Genomic DNA, 21,099 nt, shown 5'->3' with positions numbered 1-21,099 from the left:
GAGTTACACCCCCTTATGTCTGACAAGTCGCTTCTGAACACGCCCCTGCACGAGCTCGACCCGGCGATCGCCGCCGCGCTCGACGCCGAGCTGGAGCGCCAGCAGTCCACCCTGGAGATGATCGCCTCCGAGAACTTCGCGCCGGTCGCGGTCATGGAGGCGCAGGGCTCGGTCGCCACGAACAAGTACGCCGAGGGCTACCCGGGCCGCCGCTACTACGGCGGCTGCGAGCACGTCGACGTCGCCGAGCAGATCGCCATCGACCGGGTCAAGGAGCTGTTCGGCGCCGAGTACGCCAACGTCCAGCCGCACTCGGGCGCCTCCGCCAACCAGGCCGCCCTGTTCGCGCTGGCCCAGCCCGGCGACACCATCCTGGGCCTGGACCTGGCCCACGGCGGCCACCTCACGCACGGGATGCGGCTGAACTTCTCCGGCAAGCAGTTCAAGGTGGTCCCGTACCACGTGGACACCGAGACCGGCCTGGTCGACATGGCCGAGGTCGAGCGGCTCGCCAAGGAGCACCGCCCGAAGGTGATCATCGCCGGCTGGTCGGCGTACCCGCGCAAGCTGGACTTCGCCGAGTTCCGCCGGATCGCCGACGAGGTCGAGGCGTACCTGTGGGTCGACATGGCGCACTTCGCCGGTCTGGTCGCGGCGGGCCTGCACCCGAACCCGGTCGAGCACGCGGACGTGGTCACCTCCACCACGCACAAGACGCTCGGCGGCCCGCGCGGCGGCATCATCCTGGCGAAGAAGGACTTCGCGAAGAAGCTGAACTCGTCCGTCTTCCCGGGCTTCCAGGGCGGTCCCCTGGAGCACGTGATCGCGGCCAAGGCGGTCTCCTTCAAGGTCGCCGCGAGCGAGGACTTCAAGGAGCGCCAGCGCCGTACGGTCGAGGGCGCGCGGATTCTCGCCGACCGTCTGACCGCCGCCGACGCCCGCGAGGCCGGTGTGAACGTGCTGTCCGGCGGCACCGACGTGCACCTGATCCTCGTGGATCTGCGTGAGTCGGAGCTGGACGGCCAGCAGGCCGAGGACCGCCTCCACGAGGTCGGCATCACGGTCAACCGCAACGCCGTCCCGAACGACCCGCGCCCGCCGATGGTGACCTCGGGTCTGCGGATCGGCACGCCGGCGCTGGCGACCCGCGGTTTCACGGCCGAGGACTTCGCCGAGGTCGCGGACGTCATCGCCGCGGCGCTGAAGCCGTCCTACGACGCGGACGCGCTGAAGGCCCGGGTCAGGGCGCTCGCGGACAAGCACCCGCTGTACCCCGGTCTGAACAAGTAGTTCCTTTCTGTGGGGTGTCCCGCACACTCGTAGGTGAGCGGGACACCCCACGCCCCTGTTCCACCCCGTATTGAGGAGTCCCCCGTGGCCATCTCGGTCTTCGACCTGTTCTCGATCGGCATCGGCCCGTCCAGCTCCCACACGGTCGGCCCGATGCGCGCGGCACGCATGTTCGCACGCCGTCTGCGCAACGAGGGTCTGGTGGACTCCGTCGCGTCCCTGCGGTGCGAGCTGTACGGCTCCCTGGGCGCGACCGGCCACGGACACGGCACCCCGAAGGCGGTGCTGCTCGGCCTGGAGGACGCCTCGCCGCGCACGGTGGACGTGGAGAGCGCCGACGAGCGGGTGGAGGCGATCAAGAGTGAGGGCCGGCTGCGGCTGCTCGGTGAGCGCGACATCCCGTTCTCCTTCGACGAGGACCTGATCCTGCACCGCCGCAAGGCACTGCCCTACCACGCGAACGGCATGACGCTGTGGGCGTACGACGCGTCCGGCGGGGAGCTGCTCTCCAAGACCTACTACTCGGTGGGCGGCGGCTTCGTCGTCGACGAGGAGGCGGTCGGCGCGGACCGGATCAAGCTGGACGACACGGTCCTGAAGTACCCCTTCCGTACGGGCGACGAGCTGCTGCGCCTGACACAGGAGACGGGTCTGTCGATCTCCGCGCTGATGCTGGAGAACGAGCGGGCCTGGCGCACGGAGGAGGAGATCCGCGCGGGCCTGCTGGAGATCTGGCAGGTGATGCGGGAGTGCGTGTCGCGGGGGATGTCGCGTGAGGGCATCCTGCCGGGCGGCCTGAAGGTGCGCCGCCGTGCCGCGAACACGGCCCGCAAGCTGCGCTCCGAGGGCGACCCCAAGGCGCTCGCCATGGAGTGGATCACTCTCTACGCGATGGCCGTGAACGAGGAGAACGCGGCGGGTGGCCGCGTCGTGACCGCCCCGACGAACGGCGCGGCCGGCATCATCCCCGCCGTCCTGCACTACTACATCAACTTCGTGCCCGGCGCGGACGAGGAGGGCGTGGTCCGCTTCATGCTGGCCGCCGGCGCGATCGGCATGCTCTTCAAGGAGAACGCGTCCATCTCCGGCGCCGAGGTCGGCTGCCAGGGCGAGGTCGGCTCGGCCTGCTCGATGGCGGCGGGCGCGCTGGCGGAGGTGCTCGGCGGTTCCCCGGAGCAGGTCGAGAACGCCGCCGAGATCGGCATGGAGCACAACCTCGGCCTGACCTGCGACCCGGTCGGCGGCCTCGTCCAGATCCCGTGCATCGAGCGCAACGGCATGGCCGCCGTGAAGGCGGTCACGGCGGCGCGGATGGCCATGCGCGGGGACGGCTCGCACAAGGTGTCCCTGGACAAGGTCATCAAGACCATGAAGGACACGGGCGCCGACATGTCCGTGAAGTACAAGGAGACGGCCCGGGGCGGGCTGGCGGTCAACATCATCGAGTGCTGATCCACGCTGACCGAGGGCTAGACGAAGAGCATCAGGGCGACTCCCAGGAGTACGGCGATCACGACGAGGCTGGTTGTGATGAAGCAGCCCGGGTTGTTCATCAGGTCGGAGACGCGTGCCATGGCGGTGGGCGGCTGCGGTCTGAAGGCGGACGGCTGCGCGGGTGCCGCTGGCGCCAGGGGCACCGTCGTGGGGCGGGGCAGGGCGGGTGCGGGCGGCAGCCCCTCGTTGCGGCTCATGGCATCGCGCAGGAGCTGCCTCCACAGCACCGGCGGCAGGTCGGGGATCTTGCCGTTCGCCGGTTCGATGATGCTCTGCCGGAGCCAGTTGCCGGTGGTGGGGTGGGGGTCGCGGCTCATGCGGTAGAGCAGTTCCTGCAGGTCGCGCAGATAGCGTTCGTCGCGGGTGAGCGGGGCGACGGCCCACGTGAAGAGGTCGGCCGAGAGATCGATCATGGCCTTCCTCGACGGGTGTTCCCCGTTGGCCGTCTGCGGGGTGAAGTACAGGTCCTTGCGCAGCACCTCGGCGCACAGCTCGTGTCGCAGGTCCGGGTGACGCACGTTGGCACGGTCCGGCCTGCCCAACTCGTTCAGCAGCAGTTCCACCGAGTCCCGCGGCAGTTCGCCGGAGCGCAGCTCACCGAGGAGCACCTCGTCGGGCCGCATGCGCAGGTCCGCCATCAGGATGCTGCGCCGACTCCCGTCCCCGCGGCGGTACTCGCGCAGGTCCCGGCGCAGGGCAGAGGGTGCTGACGCCGGGGAGGGTGCGAGTGCCGGGCTCGCATACGGTCTTCCGTACGGCTCCGGAGAGGGCTCGGCGTACGGCTCGGCGTACGGCTCCGAGCGTGGCTCGGCGTACGGCTGCGGGCGAGGCTCGGCGTACGGCTCCGGGCGAGGCCCGGTGTACGGCTGCGGGCGTGGCTCGGCGTACGGCTCCCGGCGAGGATGCTCGTACGACTCGGTGTGTGCCTCCGCGTGGTGCTCGGCGACAGGGTGCGGGTACGGCGCTGTCTGCGGCGCCGGGGCGACGGTGGCGCGGGCGGCGGCCGGTGTCGGGGGCCTCTCAGGGCCCGGATCCCGATCCCGCGCTCGTCCGGCTTCCCGATCCCGATCCCGATCCTGCTCCCGTTCCCGCTCCTCCCCCAGGATTCTCCAGAGCCGGTCACGGCGTCGCTCCCAGTCCAGGGCCGCCCCGTCGGGAAGTTCCTCGACGAGTTGCGGTACGCCAGGGGCCTCCTCCCGGTGCGCCAGGAGGTAGTCGACCAGCCGGGCCGCCGCCTTGTGCTCGAAGCGTGGATTGTTGTGCGGGCGGCCCATGACCCTGGCGAGCGGGCCGGAGCCGCCCGTGTCCGGTTCCCAGCGCGGGACGGCCATCAGCCGCAGGGCGTGGGTGTCGACGGAGTCGCAGGTGGCGAACGTCCACTCCTGCCCCAGCCAACGCCCGAACAGCAGGTAGAGCCCGAGACAGACCAGTGGTACGGCGTCCCGGTCCGGCCAGTCGCGCGGGGTCTCCTCCTCCAGGAGCAGCGACACCCGCTGCGTGGGATCGCGCAGCAACTCCGCGGTGGTGAGGATCAGCGCGTGCGCGACCTTGGGCAGCCGCTCCAGCATCTCCGGCAGCCGCTGGTGCGCGAGGTCGTCGAGTCTCGCGGGGTCGATCTCGGGCAGCCGGCCCGACGCCTGCTCGGCCTTCTCCTGCTTGCGCCAGCCGCGGTACGCCAGCCCCAGGCACTCCCGGACCCCGAGGGTGCCGCGGTCGCCGATGAGTACATGGCTGACCGTGCTGGGCCGGCCGCCCCGGTCGGTGGTGGGCCAGCGCTGGACGAGCAGGACGTCACCGTCGCGGGACACGGTGCGCACGACGCTCGGCCGTGCCGCCGCCGCGCCGGACACCCACAGCAACGGGCCCAGTTCCCGGCCGAGTTCCTCGGCACGCGCGGGCTCGCAGGAGTGTGCGACGGCGTTCATGCCGGTGCCCTGACGGCCGTGGTTGCCGTCCCAGCGGAAGACGGCCTGGTGCACCGGGCCCCGGTCCTGGAATTCGCTCACCGATGTTCCCCTCCCTCGGATCCCTCGGGCTCCTCGGGCCCTTCAGACCTCTCGATTCCTGCGGACATCGCCTCGAATGCCCCGGCTTCGTCCCACGGCACCGCCTCCAGCGCGGGCGCCTCGCCCACGGCCAACGCCTCGGCGCCGCCCGGCACTTGAATCAGCCCGTGCATCGCCAGCAGCGCGACCAGGGGCTCCAGCACCCGCCGGGGTCCCGCGCCCGCCGGATAACGGCCCTGGTCCTCCTGGCCGCCGGTGGCGGACGCGACGTGCAGGGTGCAGCGGCGGATCGCGTCGAAGGGGCGCAACCACGCCTGGCCGGCGTGCCGGCGCAGCAGCCCGTGCACGTCCCGGCTCTCCTCACGCATCAGTTCCGGGTCCAGGGAGGTGGCCGGCGGGCGGGTCAGCCACCGGTCGACGGGCGGCTGGAACCTGAGGAGGTCTGCCTTGCCCAGCACCATCGCGGCGGGCACGTCCACGTACGGGCCGTTCTTGGGCAGCCGGTCCAGGACGGTGCCGAAGGCGAGGTCGCCGTCCCGGTTCACCTCGACTCCCCAGCGTTCCCTGGCGTGGTCCAGCTGCGGCAGCGGAAGTGCCAGCGCCGGGTCGACGACGAAGACCAGGGCGTCGACGCCCAGCAGGAACCGCAGCGCCGCGTCGGTGCGTACGAGGTCCTCGCCGCCGAGGTCGAAGAAGGCGACGGGGCGCACCTGCCCGCGGGCGTCGGTGATGAGCAGGGACTCCACGAAGCGGGCGAAGTCGTCCAGGCCGAGCGCGGCCGTGTGGTCGAGGACCTTGCCGTTGCGCAGCGGCTGCACCCGTTCCCGTACGAACCGGGCGTGCTGCTCCGGGTTGACGGACTGCCACTTCAGGCCGTACGGCTCCAGCCCGCCGTCGGTGACGGCCGCGATCATCTGGGTCAGCAGATGACTCTTGCCGGTGGAGGACTGGCCGACCATCGCGACGGTCAGCGGGCGGCCGTACGTCAGATAGGGCACCGGGATGAAGTGCTCGGGGAAGTCCTGGTCCGCCGTGCACTTCTGGACGGCGCCGCGCATGATGTCGGTCCGCCGCACGGGGTTGGTGATGCCCGCGAGGTCCAGTGGCTGGTACTGCATGCGGCTGTCGGTGACGAACAGCTTGGTGAGGTCGAGCCGGATGGTCTCCAGGCAGTACGGGCACAGCACTTCGCCGTCGCCGCGCACCGCGCCGTCGCTGCGCCCGGCCGGTGCCTCGCGCTTGAGGCGCAGCGCCTCCTCGAAGGCCTCGTGGTGCGGGCGCGTCTCGTCGGGCGGCACCGCGAGCCGGACGCGGCGGGCGGCGCCCGGCTTCACCAGGTCGAGCACCTGGGCGGGTGTCGGCCGGTCGGCCGCCCGCGGCGCGAAGGCGTCCCGCAGGGTCCGGTCGAGCCTGCGGTGTTCGGCGAGGTCGGGAGGTGTCCGGTCGGCCGGTCCGGGCCGTCCGGTCACCAGCTGGTAGAGCACCTGGGCCGCGCTCCACACCGCGTCCCGGGAGTCGGCGAGCCCCTCGCCCCGTCGCTGTTCCGGCGGGCAGAACGGCGTCCGGCCCCACGGGCGCCTGGGCCGCCCGGTCCGGGTCACCGACTCCAGCCCCCACAGCTGCACCTTGGCGCCGTCCCAGCGCACGGAGTTGGGGGAGATGTCGCGTGGCACCAGGCCCTGGCCCTCCAGCAGGCACAGGGCCAGCATCAGATCCCTGGTGAAGACGTCCTGGTCGGTCGCGGACATCACGTGGATCCGTGCGACGGGCGTGCCACGCGGCGGGTCGTACAGCAGGAACGGCTCGGCCGTGTCCAGCTCGTAGCCGACGATCCTCGGGAAGAGCGCGGCGAACTCCGTGTCGCCGAGCAGTTGTTGCAGGTGCAGGGCGGTGCCCGCCTCCGTGTCCAGCAGGGCGCGCGCCGCTGGGTTCGCCGCGTCCTTGGCGCTCAGGCGCACCTGCACGCACTGCTGTCCCTCGTCGTCGAGCCTCGCCTTGCGGATCAGCTGGGGCAGCGGCCGGTCGCGGCGGACCTCCCGGCCCACGCGGACCGGGGTGACCCGGCGCCGCCCCGAGGGCACGGTGAAGGCGAGCTTGTCCGGCGGCGGACCGCCCGGCCCCTGCGGGGGATACGGGGTGCTGCTCACCGGCGGTCCTTTCGTTCGTGCGTGAGCACCGGAGTGTGCGGGTGCACCGGAGTGTGCGGGTGCACCCGGTCGGGGTGCGCGAGACGGATCACCAGGGGTCGCCGTCCGTGTCGGGCCAGTCGTACGACTCCGTCCGTCCCGGGCGGTCGTGGGAGCCGGTCCGCTCGTGGCGGTTCACCGGCTCGTCCCGGTCGGCCCTGTCGTACGCGGTCGTCGTGCCGTACGTCTCCGGCGCGTCGTCCGTGTCCAGTACCGCGTCGCTGTCGGCCCCGTCGGGCTCGGCGCCGTGCCGGGGGCGGACGGTGTGCACCACGCCGATCCGGAGCGGGGTGAGCCGTATCAGGCCGGCGTAGCGTCCCGACGACGTCCACCGGACGTCGTCCGGGTGGACCGAGCCGCTCGAACGCCAGGCCTTCTCGACCTCGTCGCGTACCGCCCTGGGGGCGAACCTGAGCCACACCGCGGCCGCCGGGTCGCGGCTGAGCAGTGCGCCCTGTTCGGGCGAGGACAGCTGCACGACGGCCTGCCGGTCGGCCTCGGCGCCGACCAGGTCGGCCGGTCCGTGCGGGTCGGTGCCGAGGAGGTTGGCCGAGGTGGCTCGGACGCGGCGGGCAGCGGCGAACGGGGGTGGGGCCAGAACGCCGTTGTGCTGCAGGTGATGACGGGCCGTCGACAGCAGCGCGCGGACCCGTTCCTCGGTGCGCCGGACGGCGAGGGTGCCGGCCTGGCCGCGTTCGACGGCACCCCAGTAGGGCTTCATCGCCTCCAGGGCGGCGTCCGTCAGATCGGCCGACAGGGTGGCGACCAGGTCGGGCCCACCCTCCCCGCTCTCCCGGTCCAGCCAGCGCGGAACCCCCTTGGAGCGGTCCGGCGACGGGGCGGCGTAACTCTGCTGCGGGGCCGTCTCGTTCCCCTTCTCCTGCGCGGGCTCCTCCCACGAAGGACCGTCGTCCCAGGCGTACACGCTCGCCCAGTCGCTCTCACCGTCGTCGGACCCGGAACCGGCGTCGTCCGGTCCGAGGTCCAGGTCGTCGGAGAGCCAGTCGTCGTCGGCGGGCGTGCGGGCCCCGGGCACGTCGAAGCCGCCGGGCACCCCGGCCGCCGAGAGCCGCGCCGGTTCGGGCACCGCCTCGGCCTGCGCCGCTGCCGCCGTCGCCCGCAGCATGCCGGCGACGGAACGGGCGGCGTCGGCGCAGTACAGGCGCTCCTCGACGGCCCAGTGCTCCCGGACCGCCTCCGCCAGCAGGGCGTCGAGCCCGTCAAGGGCCCGGCGCAGTACGGCGGTCGTGTGGCCCGGCGCCCAGTCGGCGGCCGCCGCCCGCCAGATCCGGCGCACCGTCTCCAGGGCGACGCCGAGGCCGAGCAGCAGCCCGATCGTGCCCAGCCAGACCGGGGGTTCGATGGCGTACGACACCCCGGCCCCGACGGCCGTGCCGCCGACCGCCGCGACCCTGGGGGCGACGGCCCAGCGGCCTGGGCGTCCCGCACCGCGCAGCCGGGCCGCCCCGAGCATGGCCATGCCGACGAACAGCAGCGGCACGACGACCGCCAGGGCGAGCAACGGCCCCCACCACAGCGCACCGAGCAGGCCCGCCCAGGCCGCCGCCAACGGCCCGGCCACCGGGAGGCCGGCGCCCGCGGCGTCCGCCGTCCCCGTCTGCCGGGCCACCGCCTCGGCGGAGTACGGGGCGAGCCTCGGCAGCAGCGCCGTACCCGGCAGTGGCTCGGCGCGCCCGGCCAGGCCGGTGAAGCGCTGCGCCACCGACCGCAGGGCGAGCCCCTGGCCGAGCAGTTTCTGGGCGAACTCCTTCAGCCCTTCGCCGATCCGCTCGCCCATGCCCTCGGCGGACGGCACCCGCAGTCCGAGGGCCGCGAGCCGGGTCGCCGACTCGGCGGCGGACGCTGCCGTGCCGCCGCCGCTGCGCAGGGCCGTGGCGACGAGATCCCGGTAGTTGTCGAGCGCCTGGCGTGCCTGGTCGACGTCCGCCTCGAAAGCCTCCCGGCGCGAGGCGCGCAGCAGCCCGGGCAGGGTCCGCAGCCCGGCCAGCGCGTCCTCTGCGTGGTCGAGGGCGTCCGCGCAGGCGCGGTGGGCGTCGTCCGCCACTCCGCCGGGCTCCCGGTGTCCCAGGTCCTGCCCGCCGCGGCCCACCACCAGGCGGCGCAGCGGCTCCGGCAGATCGGCGCCGGAGGAGGCGGTCAGCACGACGTCCGGGGCGAGTTCGGTGTCATCGCCGGCGAACCGGGTGAGCGCGTCGCGCCAGGCCCGGTCGCGCACCTCCGGCGGCAGGTCCTGCTCCAGCAGCCGTACGCCGGGCGCGGCGACGGCCTCGGGCAGCGACTGGACGCCGTGCAGCACGCTGAGGTAGACGTCCGGGACCGACAGCACGTCGACCAGGACCGCCAGCGCGTCCGGGTCGTCGGCTGCGGGCTGCTCCAGCGCGGTGCGCGCGGAGCGCAGATCGCCGGCCCACAGCAGCCCGCTGCCCGGCGCCCGCAGCACCGAGGGGCGCAGCAGCCGGCGGTCGGGCTGGAAGCCGCCTTCCTCGCCCGCGAACGAGCCCGGCGCGCTGCCGACCAGCAGCACCAGAAGCCTGACCTCGCCCACGGCCCGGTAGCCGGTGATGAGTTCGTACTGCGGCCGGTGATCGGTCAGCCCGGCCGGGGTGTCGACGACCAGGAACAGCGGGTCGTCGGGTTCGGGCAGCCCGGCCCGGCCCAACTCCTGGGCGACCCTGGCCCGCAGCGCCGACGGGCTGTGCAGCGCGGCCGCCCCGGCCCGCAGGTCGAGACGGATGACGGCACCGAAGTCCTGCGACACGCTCACAGCACGTCACCGTCCCAGGAGCCGGTGCGCCGGGCGGAGTCGTCGTCCCACGGCGCCGGAGGCAGGTCGTCACGGTTTCGGGCAGTGGTCCTGGTCCCGTACTCCTCGCCGCCCTCGCGCCGCCGAGCGCCCGGTCCCTCGCGGTCCTCGTCGTCCCGCCGGTCACCGTCCCGCCGGTCGTCGCCGCCGGGCTCGTCGTGATCGCCGTGTGCGCCTCGACGGCTGTCGTCGCGGACCCCGGCGCGGCCACTGTCACGAGGGTCGCCCCAGAAGTCCCGCTCCTCGCCCGGTTCGGCACGACGGCGCTCACTGCCGTGCGGCCGGTCGTAGTCGTCGTCACCCTCGTGGCGGCTGTAGGCGCGGGTCCCGGTCTCGCCGGCGCGGCGGGTGCCCCGGTCGTCCCGGCCTTCCGGGTCCCCGTGGCCGCGCTCGTCGCCGAACGGCCGGTCGTAGGCGTCGCTGTGGTCACCGGCACGCGGTTCGGCGTCGCTGTCACGACGCGTGCCCCGCCTGTCCCGGCGGTCCCGCTCCGCCTCGCCGCGTTCGCCGCCGTACGGCCCGTCGTCGCCGCCGTACCGCGCCCCTGCCCGCGTGCCCCGCTCGTCGGCGTCGTCGTCCCGGTCACCCTGATCGCGTCGGGAGGTGTCGAGGGAGTCGAACGAGTCGACCGGGGCGGTGCCGAAGTCGTCGTCCCGGGGGCGGCGGCGGGGTTCCGCGAGGCCGTCCGGGGTGCGCGGGCGGGCCGGGGTGCCGCCTCGGACGTGTTCCAGCAGGGTGCGCAGGGTCGGCTGGACGGCACGCTGGTCGCCGAACTCGGTGTCCAGGGCGGCCGGGAGGGTCTCCGCCCAGAACTCCCACAGCGGCCGCACCCAGCCCTCGACCCGCTCGCCGCCCTGTTCCCGGCGGTCCGCCAGCAGCTCCAGCTGACGCGGGGCGATCTTCTCGACGAGGTCAATGAAGAGGGGGTGCGGTTCGCTGCCGGTCCGGGCGAGGCCGGACGGCTGCGCCCCCATCAGCTCACGGCAGTAGTCCTCGACGGTCCGCTCGTCGTCGAGCACCGTCCAGCGTTCGTACGCGCGCAGCAACTCGGCCCAGCTGGACACCCCGCCGGGGTAGTCCCCAAGCCGCAGCCGCACGCCCGGGACATGGGCGCCCTTCTCGGGGAACAGCCGCAGCCGCACCCGCTCCGGCGACGCGGGGTCGCCGTCCACCACGTCGACCTGGCCGTTCCACATGCAGCACAGCAGCCGGTGCATGATGACGCGCCGGTCCTCCTCGCTGCTCACCATCCAGCTGTCCCGGAAGCCGAGCCGCTGCCGCCACCGCAGGACGTCCTGGGCCTGCTCGGAGTCCTTCGCGCGGGCCCACTGCCGCAGCACCTTGCGGGCCTCGGGCACCTGGGTGAGGCTCATCTCGCTGCGGAAGAGGACCACGGTGACGGAGTCGCTCTCCACGCCCCGGTACTCCACGGAGTTCTTCGCGTCCGTGGGCAGCCGCAGCGTCTTGCCGAGGTATTCCTGCACCTCCTCCACGGCCTGCACCCGTGGATGGGTCACCAGCACCCGCAGCAGTCCGGTGCCCTCCGGGGTGAACCCGACCGGCAGCAGCCCGGCGAGCTTGCGGCCGAAGAGGTCGAGGGCCTCCTTGCTGACCTGTTCGGTGGCGTCCGCGTCGCCCGCCGCGGCGGCCAGCAGCATGCCCATCGACGGCAGCAGCGGCCGCTCCTCCAGGTGCGCGCCGCTCTCCGCGAACAGCCGGGTGATCCGGGCCTCCAGCTGCCCCTTGACCCGGGCCACCGCGCCCTCCGGGTCGCGCCGGCTGAGCGTGTGGACCTGACGCCAGGTGTCGCCGTCGACCAGCTTGAGCAGCAGCGCGGCCTCGTCATCGTTCTCCCGCAGGCCCTCCCGGCGGATGAGCCGGGTGACGACGTCCTCGTAGAAGTGGTTCAGGGTGCGCTGCGGCGGCAGCAGATACGAGATCCCGGTGCGGTCCTCGTACAGTTCGCGGCCCTTCTGCTCGGCGGTCTTGCGCTCCTGGTCGCTGTGCGTGCGGAAGGCGTTCACCAGGCGCACGATGTCGGCGCCGGCCGCGTCCGCGTGGGGCTGCCAGTGCTGTTGCTGCTCCCGCCAGGCCTCGTGCCACACCGTGCGGCAGCGCCACTGGTACCAGGCGTCCTGCTCCTGGATGGCCGCCTGGACGTCGTCGTCACCCCAGCGGGCCGGTGCCAGGCCGCCCAACTGGCCCTTGATCCGGGGGATCTTGGGCGGCTGCTCCTTGACGCCGGGCGGGCGCTGCGGGGTGCGGGCGCGGTTGTCCAGCATGCCGAGGAAGCCGAGCCGGGCGATCGGCTCGTCGCTGTCGGGGACGCCCCTGACGACGCGCTCGGCGAGGAAGGGGTCCACGCTCTGCAGCAGTTTGTCGATGGCGGGGCGCGGGGCGAACCGGTCGGCCATGGCGGTGGCCGCGCGGTCGGCCTCGGCCCGCAGGTCGGACAGCAGCCGCTGCATGTCCGCGACCCGCTCCCCCAGCGCCTGCTCGATGTTCTTGCCGCCGCGAGGCAGCGGATCGGGCTCGGGCACCGGCAACTGCCTGCGTTCCCATAGCTCTTCGAGGTGGGAGTCGGCGAACAGCTCCCGGATCATCGGCACCGCCCCGTCCCGCAGGACGGCCCGCGGCCGCGCCACGAGATCGGTGACCGCGAGCCGCAGCAGCCGCCCGGCGACCAGGTCGGCGAGCTGGTCCATCGGCGCGGTCATGGAGGCCACCAGGCTGGTGGAGACGCCTTGGCGGCCGATGCCGGTCGGGGACACGGCGCTGCGCTGCACACCCCGGTTGATGAAGCTCGCGGCGAAGGTCGTGAAGTCGTCGTCGGAGGCCTGCTTGCGGCCCTGGACGCGGCCGTCGCCCAGTTCGGTGCCGATCAGCGACATCACCAGGGAGACGATGGAGCGGCGCAGGTCGTCGGCGCGGATGCCCGCGGTCGGGCTGAACAGGAACGCCGTGGGCAGGATGCCGGTGCGCAGCCGGATCGGCATCATGCCCGGGTAGCGGATGCCGAGGCCGACCTCGTGGTCGAGATCGCCGATCTCGGCGCCCTCCGACGGCGCGTTCTGCGTGTCGACGAGCCGGAACAGGTCGACCAGCGCCCGGGCCGCGTTGAGTTCGGCCTCCCTTCCGCCACCGGTGGCGGCGGAGAACGACGACGGCATCACGACCAGCGGGTAGATCTTCACGCCGTCGAAGCGGCGCAGCTGGAAGGCGTGGTTGATCAGGTGCAGATAGTCCAGGAAGATCCCGGCGCCGGTGCCGCCGGCCACCGAGAAGGCGACGAAGACGTCGCAGCCGTTGACCTTGCCGCCACCGAGCTCGCTCAGCTCGCCCGCCGCCCTGGCCATCGAGTCGATCGCCTGCAGCAGCGGCTCCAGGACGGGGGCCAGGCTGTGCCTCAGGGTGGCGAACAGGGCGGCGCGGCCGACGGTGGGCAGCTGGCCGGCACCGGCGTGCAGCGGGGTGACCTTGGGTTCGTCGATGCGCGGCGGCAGCCAGTCGGCGACCTCGTCGCGCAGGACGGCCCGGAGCATCTTGGTGACTTCGGGTGAGGCGTCGAAGTTCGGCAGCAGGTTGTGGGTGGCCCGGGAGGTCCGGGCGTACGCCGCCCGCAGGGACGGGTCCACGTTGAACTGCGGCAGCCGGTGGAGGTCGCTCTCGCTGTAGTCCGCGTACACGAACTGCAGGCAGTCGGGCAGTTGGAAGGGGGCGTGACCGTTCTGCCTGCTGAGCGCCATGCCGTCGGGGCCGCACAGTTCGGCGCGCAGTCTGCGTTCCAGTTCGGCGCCGACCAGGCCCCCGGTGCCGCCCAGGCCGACGAAGAGCATCGGCTGGAAGATCTTCATGGGTTTCCTCCCCGCTCTACGGCCGACGCGGCCGCAGGTTCGTGCTGGGTACGTCCGTGGATGTGCGGGTCACAGGTACGAGGTGAAGGGGCTGTCGTTGCCGCCCTCGCCGGGGCCGGTCGAGGAGCCGGCGCCGACGGTGGCCCCAGCGGCGGTCGGCCTGCGGCGGTTGTTGCGGCCCGGCCGGGTGTCCTCGCCCAGGGCGAGGCTCAGGGTGTCGGTCAGCTGGACCTGACCGCCGGTGGTCAGCGCGGTGCGGCCGGCGCCCTTGGTGCGCAGCACCGCGCCGCCCTCACGGCTGCGCTGCACGGCGTACTGGCCGTGCGGGCGCCGCTCGATACGTGGGCTGCGATGGGCCTCGACGACGGCGAACTCGTACCAGTGCTTGCTGTTGCCGTGTCCCGCCGGGTGCTCGTTGAGGATTCGGCCGTCCTCCGACACCAGTTGCAGCATCAGGCCGTAGGGGTCCTTGCGCCGGTTGCGCAGCTGCCGCCAGGCGACTAGGGCCGCGCCGGCGAGGGCGATCAGGACGGCGGCCGACACGAACGCCCACCAGTACCTCTCCCAGATCCCGGGCTCCGGCACGACCCGCACCGACAGCGGTGCCCGTACGAGGGTGCGGTCGCCGTCGGTGGTGTCGACGGCGGTGACGGTGCCGGCGAGGTTCAGCCCGTCGTCGCCGAGGCGGTCGCCGAAGACGTCCGCGGGGGCGACCTCGACCTGCACCTCGCGGGTGCCGGACTCGCCGGGCTTGAGCGTGATCTCGGCGGGCTTGACGGTGAGCAGCCCGGACCGCAGGTCGGCCACGGACAGCCGCAGGGTGTGCGGGGTGTCGGTGGTGTTGTGGACGGCGAGGGTGCCGGTGACCGTGGCGCCGGGGTGGGTGTCGGCGGCGGGCAGTTCGAGAGCGGCGGTGACGGGCAGCTCGCCGGGCGCGACCGTGCTGCCCTCGCTGCGGGTGTCGGCGCTGAGCCCGGAGGCCGTCAGGGTGGCGCTCACCTTCAGCGCGCCGTCGGCGTCCTTCGGGATCGTCACCGTGCCGGTGAAGGAGCCGTCGCTCGCCTTCGGATCGGTTCCCTTGCCACCGTCGGCGAGGTCGAGCGCCAGCGGGGAGAAGCCCTCCCCGGTCAGCTCGCTGCGTACACGCAGCCCCTCGTAGTCGCGCGGGTCCTTGATCTCGTAGCCCTCACGCGTCTGCAGCCGCATGGTCACGGTGACCTTCTCGCCGGCCTGCGGCGAGGGCGGGTCCATGGTGATGGCGCCGCGCAGCTCGCCCTGCCACAGCACGCTGACCGCGACGGGCAGCGAGCGATGTCCCTCCGGTGCCTCGGCCTTCACCTTCCAGGTGCCGGGCAGCGGGTCGACGATCTTCAGCGCCTCGACGGGGCCGGTGCCGCCGGCCAGCTCGAAGCGGGACTTCTTGTACGTCCCCGAGGTGGGGACCTTGTCGCCGCTCGGGTCGATGTAGCTGATCTTGACCTCGGGGTCGCCCTTGTCGACGACGATGCTGCCCACGGTCGCCAGCGGGGAGATGCCGATCTCCAGGGTGGCCGGTGGCCGTTTGCTGGGGCCCTCCTCGTGGCGCAGGCAGTGGGCCGCGGCGAAGATCCGCTCCAGGGTGGGGCCGACGTCCTTGGCCCCGTTGACCTTGTGGGCCTTGGGGGTGGCGGAGGGCAGTTCGACGCAGCCCTTCTGGTATCCGCCGGCGGCGATCTGGTCGAGCTGCGCCTTGTCCGGGTCGGGGCCGAAGCCCAGCGGCCAGATCTGCACGTTCTGCGCGGCGGCGTCCTTCAGCGCCTGCTCCAACTGCCGTTCACCCTCGGCCTGGCGGTGCGCGGGATCGCCGTACTTGGGGCTGTCCTTGACGTCCAGCTTCCCGTCGGTCAGCAGGAACAGCACCCGGGGCTGAGAGGCGTCGGAGCCGTCGGTCAGGTCGTGCACGCCCTGCCGGATGGCGCTCGGGAGGTCGGTGCCGGTGCCCTCGCTCTCCTTGCGGCTGCGCAGCTTGCCGACGCACCTGCCGATCGTCTCGCGGCCCGCCGCGTCCAGCGCGGTGCGCGGGCAGACCGGGTCCACCGCGCGCTGGTCGGCGTTCTCGGCCGCGGCGAAGCCGAAGACCGTGACATGCGAGGACGAGGACACGTCGCCCAGCGCGATGCGCGCGGCGGCTGCCTTCTCGGCCTTCATGTCCTCGGGCGCGAGGCTGGCCGACTCGTCCACGGCCACCGCGTAGTTGACCGCCGGGAACGCCGGTTCGGAGTCCGCCGCGGGCACCGGATCCTGTGCGGCCGGCGCCAGCAGGGACGCGAACACCGCGGTGCCGCCCAGCAGCGAGACCGCGGCGCGGCGCGCCCGGCCCCTTCGTGATTGCCGTCTTCCCGTGACTCTTTCCACGGCCGTCCCCTGTTTCTCGGAGAGTCTCTGCTCTGCGTTGCGTCGATTGCTTGGGGTGCTTGCGTCTGCCTGCGTTTGCTTGCGTTGCCTGCCTCGTGCGTGCCGGCCGGTCGCGCGTCAGCGCGCGGTCAGCCCCCAGACCACGGCCAGCGCCGCCGAGGGGGCGAGCGAGCCCACTCCCCAGCGGATGGCGCGGTACTTGGCGGTGAGGATCGAGCTGACGTCCACGGCCTGGACGAGCAGCCACGCCGCCGGATCGCGCCCGGCCTCGGCGACCCGGGCGGACAGCTCCGCCAGGTCGCGGGCGGCCACCAGATCGCCGAAGTACGTCACCTCGTCCCGGCCGCGGACCGTGCCGGTGCGCGGCATCAGGGCCCCGACCAGCGCGGACACCGCGACAGCCCAGAGCACCCCGGAGAGGACCAGGGTCACGTCGGCGAACCCGTCCCACCTCGGGGTGCCGTGCCAGCCGACCAGGAACGCGGGCAGCGCGAGCGTCCCCGAGAGCAGCACGGCCGCCTTGGAGTCGGCCCGGCCGACGTCCTCCCGGACGGAGTTCAGCAGCCGTTCCGCGATGTGCTCCCCCGCCCGGTCGTGGCAGTGCCGACCCCCGTCCGGCACGGGCACGACCGGGTCGGGGGAGGTGCGTGCCGCCCCGTCGGCGCTCATCGGTCCTCGTCCGCCCAGGACCAGCCGTCGTCCTCGGCACGTCGGCGTCGGCGCGGCGGCTCCCGGTCGTCGTCCACCGGGTAGAGCTCGGGCCGGTGGGTCTGGCGCCGGGATGCCCGGGTACGCGGGTCGTCGTAGTCGGGTTCGTCCTGCGGGTAGTAGGGCTCCGGCCGGTAGGTCTGCCGGGACGTGCGGGTACGCGGGTCGTCGTCCTGGGGGTCCGCTCCCGGGTACGGCTCGGGCCGGTAGGTCCGCTGCCGGGCCGGCACGCGCGGCTCGTCGTAGTCGGCGTCGTCGCGCGGCGAGTAGGGCTCGGGCTGGTACGACGGACGCCGCGCGGGGACGCGCCGGTCGCCGTGATCGCGGTCGTCGCCCGGGTAAGGGTCCGGCCGGTGCACCCGGCGCTGGACCGGGTCGCGCCCGTCGTCGTGAACGCGGTCGTCGCCCGGGTAGGGGTCCGGCCGGTGGCTCGCGCGCCGGGTGCGGGTGCCCTGGGTGTCGTACTCGGCGTCGTAGTCGGCGTCGTAGTCGGCCTCGCCTCCCCGGTACGGCTCCGCCCGGTCGGGGCCTCGCCGGTCGGGTCCCCGCCGGTCGGCGCCTCGGCCGTCGGAGCGCCGGTCGTGCTCGCCCCGGGAGGGCTCTGCCCGCTGAGGGCGCCGTCTGGGCGGCTCGTCCGACGCCCAGTCCGGGTTGAACGGACGGCCGGAGGACGCCTCCAGCTCCCGGGGCCGACGGGCCGGCACGGTTCCGATGGGGCCCACCATGGGCCGTCCGTCGCCCTGGTTCAGCAGGTTCAGGACCTGCGTCTCCACGTCCACGGTGGCGAGTTCGCCCCGCTGGGCCATGGTGAACAGCCGGGCGACCCGGTCCTTCTCGTCCTGCCTGCCCTCCTGGCGGATCTTCTCCAGGAAGTCCTTGGCGCCCTCGGGGTCGGCCGCGAGCATGAAGCTCAGCTGCTCCAGCTCCCCGCCCTGCAACATGCGCCGGTACGACTCCTGCCGCAGCCGGATCACCTTGGCCTGGGCGTGCGCGTCCCGTTCCTCGTCCGCGTGCTCGATGGTCCGGTCGTCCACGCGCAACCGGACGTACAGCCGTACGCGCAGGCCGAGTTCGGAGCCCAGGTCGGCCCAGCGGCCGCCCGCGCACTCGCGTGTGATGGCGCGGTTGGCCTGTTCGGCCTCGGTCACCCGGTAGGTGGTGGTGACCTCACGCAGCCGTTCCAGCACAGGGGAGGTGAGCCGGCCCGCGACGTCGGTGACGACCTCCAGGGCCGCCAGGTGCGGGTCGGTCACGGCCCACTGGATGTCCACCTCGGCCTTGAAGAAGGTGGTGCCGCCGGCGGCCGGGAGTTCCATCCGGAGCGGCGTCACATAGGTGCCGAGCGCGATCTCGCACATGCTGTGCGTCCGGGCCAGCACCGGCCTGTCGACATGCTGGACCCCGGAGGCCCTCTTCACCGTGTAGCCGCCGTTCCGGTAGAACTGCACCAGCGCCGACCGGGGACTCACCTTGGGGAACCCGTCCGTCAGCGTGCTGAAGTCCCGAAGGAACGGACCCGCGGGCCCCGCGGGGTCGGCGCCGACCGCCTCGTCCCCGTCGCGTGCCTCGTCCTCGTTGTCAGCCATAGCTCTCCTCCTCGCGGGTCCGCTCCCGGCTCAGCCGGTCCTGTCGTGGCCACTCCTGACGCGGCCCGCCCGGACTCGGCCGGTGCGGACCCGGCCACTCCTGACGCCGCCGGTCCTGGCGCGGCCCGTCCGGCCTCGCCCTCTCCTCCGGCACGACAGCGAGCCACCACAGGTCGCGTGCGTCCGCGTCGGGGAGCGGCTTCTCCGGGTCGCTCATCATTCGGCGCAGCAGCCAGTCCAGCCGCCGCCGGTCGTGCTCCTCGGTCGCCAGCGCGGGCAGCAGCTCCGCCAGCCCGGGCCGGGTCCACTCGGTGCCGTCCTTGCGCACGGCCGACCGCAGCAGTTCCTCCAGCGCGTCCAGCGCCACGTCCTTCGACCGCGCCGTGTTCAGCGCGGTCCACATCAAGTCGGCCATCGGCTCGACGAGTTCGGGCCGGATGGCGGCGAGGGCGAGCGCGACCGGCCAGTCCCCGCGGTCCGCCCAGGGAGAATCGCTGTCGTCCCCCAGGGAGTCGGGATCCATCAGCAGCTCGTCCACGGTCGTCAGCGCCAGCCGGACGGTGGCCGCGAGCCCCAGGTCCTGATACGGCTCCCGCTTGTGGTGGGTCCACTCGGCCATCCGCGCCAGCACCTCGGCGGCGTCCGGCAGCACCAGCAGCCGTACGACGTTGTGGGAGGCGACCGTGACCAGTTCCCCCTCGTCACGGACGCCGATGCGCGCGAGGGCGTCCAAGGTGTCGTCCATGGTGGCCGCGGCGTTGCCGTAGCCGAGCGCCCAGGCCGCGCTCCAGCGCTGCGACGGGGTGCCCTTCTTGCTCCAGTCGCCGATCAGCCGGTGCACGGCCTTGCGGTGCGAGGCGTGGCCGGCGGCCTGGTCCAGCGTGGTGGCCGCGAAGATCAGCCGGCGGTTCGTGGTCGCCTCGGCGAGCGGGCGGATCAGTTCCGTGTAGCCGTGGTCGAAGTCCCGTACGCACAGCTCCCCGGCGGCGACCGCGGCGCGCATCCACACCTGGTCGCGCGGGTCGTCCGCCAGCAGCCGCAGCCAGCGCACCACCGGCGCCCGGACCGGGAAGTGCCGGTCCCACAGCTCGGTGAGCACCGCGGACGGCAGGGCGGAACCCCGATACCAGATCAGCCGGGCCGGCACCTCGTGCCCGTCCACCTCGACCTTGCCGTCGGTGAGTTCGGCGCGCGAGAGCGCCCGGTCGGCTTCCGGGTCGTCGCAGAACAGGGGGCGTGCCGGGGTGCTGTCCGGGTCCGACTGCACGGACAGTTCCCAGGTCAGCAGGTGTGCGGCGGCGGCCACGGCGCTGTGCGATGCCCCGCCGAGGACGGCGAGCGCGATCCGGAACGCCACCGGGTGGAACAGTGTCGCCGTACCCGAACGCCCCGGGTTCCGGTCCCCGCGCTCCGTCTCGGCCGGCCGGGCCGTCAGCGCCCGGTCCACGCCGGCGAACCACTCCTGGGCCTGTACGGCGGCCAGGCTGCGGCAGCCGGCCAGCAGCGCCTCGTAGGTGATATCCCCCAGCACGTGCCCGGCCAGCAGCGAAGCCAGCAGCTCGGCCTCGGCGGGGCGCAGGTCCTTCAGCCCGACCGCGTCCCTGATCTCTTCCCGGCCGGCGAGCTGCTCCGCTCGGGCAAGCAGGCCGGCCGGCGGGGTGTCATCCTCAGCGGCCCCACCGACGTGCTCCTCCAGAAGCTCGCGCAGCCGGGTGGTGAGCAGTTCCCGGGTGGGCGCGGGCGGGCAGATCATGCCGTACCGCCCGGTGAGGAGCGGGTTCGCGGCCGACCCGACGGTCACGACGATCACGGCGAAGGCGTCGCAGCGCGCGAGGGCGGCGGCGAGTTCGTCGAGGTCCATCTCGTCCGGGGGCAGCGCGCCGGGCCGGGTGAGGGACAGCGCCAGCAAATACCCGGTGCCGGGCCGCGCCTCCTCGCCCTCGCCGCCCCGCGAGTCGTCGAGCGACGCGGCCAACTGCCGTACGCCACCGTCCGGGTCGACCCGGCGGACCCGGGACCCGGCCGTGGGCTCGGTGTCCGTGCCCAGTGCCGTGGAGGTGGTGACCTCGTCGAGGAGGGAGAGCGCCGTACTGGTGCGCCCGGTGCCGGGCGCGGCGCCGAGCACGAGCAGCCGCCGGGCGCGCAGCGCGTTGCGCAGCTGTACGTACCCCGCCGGTTCCACATGGCCCCGGCGGAGCCTGCGCAGCTCTTCCTCGGGCACGGGACCGCTGCGCATGCCCGCGCCGAACCGGGACGTGCCGAGCCGGAGGTTGATGTCGCCGATGTGGGCGCTGTTGAAGTACGAGCGGTCGAAGCGGTGCAGGTCCCGGCCGACGTCGAAGAGCAGGCGGGTGGCCCGGCGGGTGCGTGCGGCGGCGGCGAGGTCGGTGGGCCCGTCCTCGCCCTGGTCCTCGGCGAGGGGATCACGGGTGTACGCCTTGAACCGCCCGGCGGCGCGCTCCCGTTCCCTCTCCCGCTCGTCCTCCTCGTCGTCCGCCCCGTCCTCGGCGGACTTCTCGTCGTCGTCCTCGCCCTCGTCGTCCCGGTCCTTGTCGTCCCGGGCCTGCTTCTTGCCGTCCTTGGCCTGCTTCTTGTCGTCGCCGGCCTTCTTGTCACCGGCCTTCCGGTCACCGGCCTTCCGGTCACCGGCTTTCTTGTCGTCGGCCTTCTTGTCGTCGGCGTCGGACGACCGGCCGCCGGCCGGCTTCTCGGGGGCGTCGTCGGACGCGCCGCCCGCCTGCTCGTCGTCGCTCACCC

At 73.4% G+C, this 21,099-nt stretch carries 10 protein-coding genes; 2 read left to right on the top strand and 8 right to left on the bottom strand.

Annotated features, from left to right (window positions below):
• Positions 1-15 precede the first annotated feature (15 nt).
• Complete coding sequence (gene glyA / locus ACFY5C_RS18730; RefSeq protein WP_389445536.1) at positions 16-1,290, top strand: serine hydroxymethyltransferase; 1,275 nt, start codon at positions 16-18, stop codon at positions 1,288-1,290.
• Between the two features lie 84 nt (positions 1,291-1,374).
• On the top strand, positions 1,375-2,742 hold the full coding sequence (locus tag ACFY5C_RS18725; protein ID WP_389445534.1) for an L-serine ammonia-lyase: 1,368 nt from the start codon (positions 1,375-1,377) through the stop codon (positions 2,740-2,742).
• 17 nt (positions 2,743-2,759) lie between these two features.
• Here the strand turns inward: ACFY5C_RS18725 and ACFY5C_RS18720 are convergent, their stop codons facing one another.
• The 8 genes from ACFY5C_RS18720 to ACFY5C_RS18685 form a co-directional block, all read right to left on the bottom strand.
• Positions 2,760-4,790 carry a hypothetical protein gene (locus ACFY5C_RS18720; protein ID WP_389445532.1) on the bottom strand — a complete coding sequence of 677 codons (2,031 nt, stop codon included), beginning with the start codon at positions 4,788-4,790 and terminating at the stop codon, positions 2,760-2,762.
• Complete coding sequence (locus tag ACFY5C_RS18715) at positions 4,787-6,937, bottom strand: hypothetical protein (RefSeq protein WP_389445530.1); 2,151 nt, start codon at positions 6,935-6,937, stop codon at positions 4,787-4,789. The genes ACFY5C_RS18720 and ACFY5C_RS18715 overlap by 4 nt, the downstream gene beginning before the upstream one ends.
• 88 nt (positions 6,938-7,025) lie before the next feature.
• Positions 7,026-9,761, bottom strand: coding sequence for a hypothetical protein (locus ACFY5C_RS18710; protein WP_389445528.1), 2,736 nt, complete (start codon positions 9,759-9,761; stop codon positions 7,026-7,028).
• Positions 9,758-13,654 carry a tubulin-like doman-containing protein gene (locus ACFY5C_RS18705; RefSeq protein WP_389445526.1) on the bottom strand — a complete coding sequence of 1,299 codons (3,897 nt, stop codon included), beginning with the start codon at positions 13,652-13,654 and terminating at the stop codon, positions 9,758-9,760. The genes ACFY5C_RS18710 and ACFY5C_RS18705 overlap by 4 nt, the downstream gene beginning before the upstream one ends.
• A gap of 69 nt (positions 13,655-13,723) precedes the next feature.
• Positions 13,724-16,048, bottom strand: coding sequence for a VWA domain-containing protein (locus ACFY5C_RS18700; RefSeq protein WP_389445524.1), 2,325 nt, complete (start codon positions 16,046-16,048; stop codon positions 13,724-13,726).
• A gap of 117 nt (positions 16,049-16,165) precedes the next feature.
• The gene (locus ACFY5C_RS18695) at positions 16,166-16,717 is read right to left on the bottom strand and encodes a Pycsar system effector family protein (RefSeq protein ID WP_389445522.1); all 552 of its coding nucleotides are present in this window, start codon (positions 16,715-16,717) and stop codon (positions 16,166-16,168) included.
• The gene (locus tag ACFY5C_RS18690; RefSeq protein ID WP_389445520.1) at positions 16,714-18,342 is read right to left on the bottom strand and encodes a hypothetical protein; all 1,629 of its coding nucleotides are present in this window, start codon (positions 18,340-18,342) and stop codon (positions 16,714-16,716) included. Before ACFY5C_RS18690 ends, ACFY5C_RS18695 begins: the two co-directional genes overlap by 4 nt.
• Positions 18,335-21,097: a hypothetical protein gene (locus ACFY5C_RS18685; RefSeq protein WP_389445519.1), complete on the bottom strand. Its 2,763-nt coding sequence runs from the start codon at positions 21,095-21,097 to the stop codon at positions 18,335-18,337. The genes ACFY5C_RS18690 and ACFY5C_RS18685 overlap by 8 nt, the downstream gene beginning before the upstream one ends.
• Positions 21,098-21,099 lie beyond the last annotated feature (2 nt).

Source organism: Streptomyces sp. NPDC012935, assembly GCF_042900345.1.
In the GTDB taxonomy this organism is placed as follows: Bacteria; Actinomycetota; Actinomycetes; order Streptomycetales; family Streptomycetaceae; genus Streptomyces.
The sequence above is the reverse complement of the archived record's forward strand: the minus strand, read 5'-3'. Positions and strand labels throughout refer to the sequence as shown.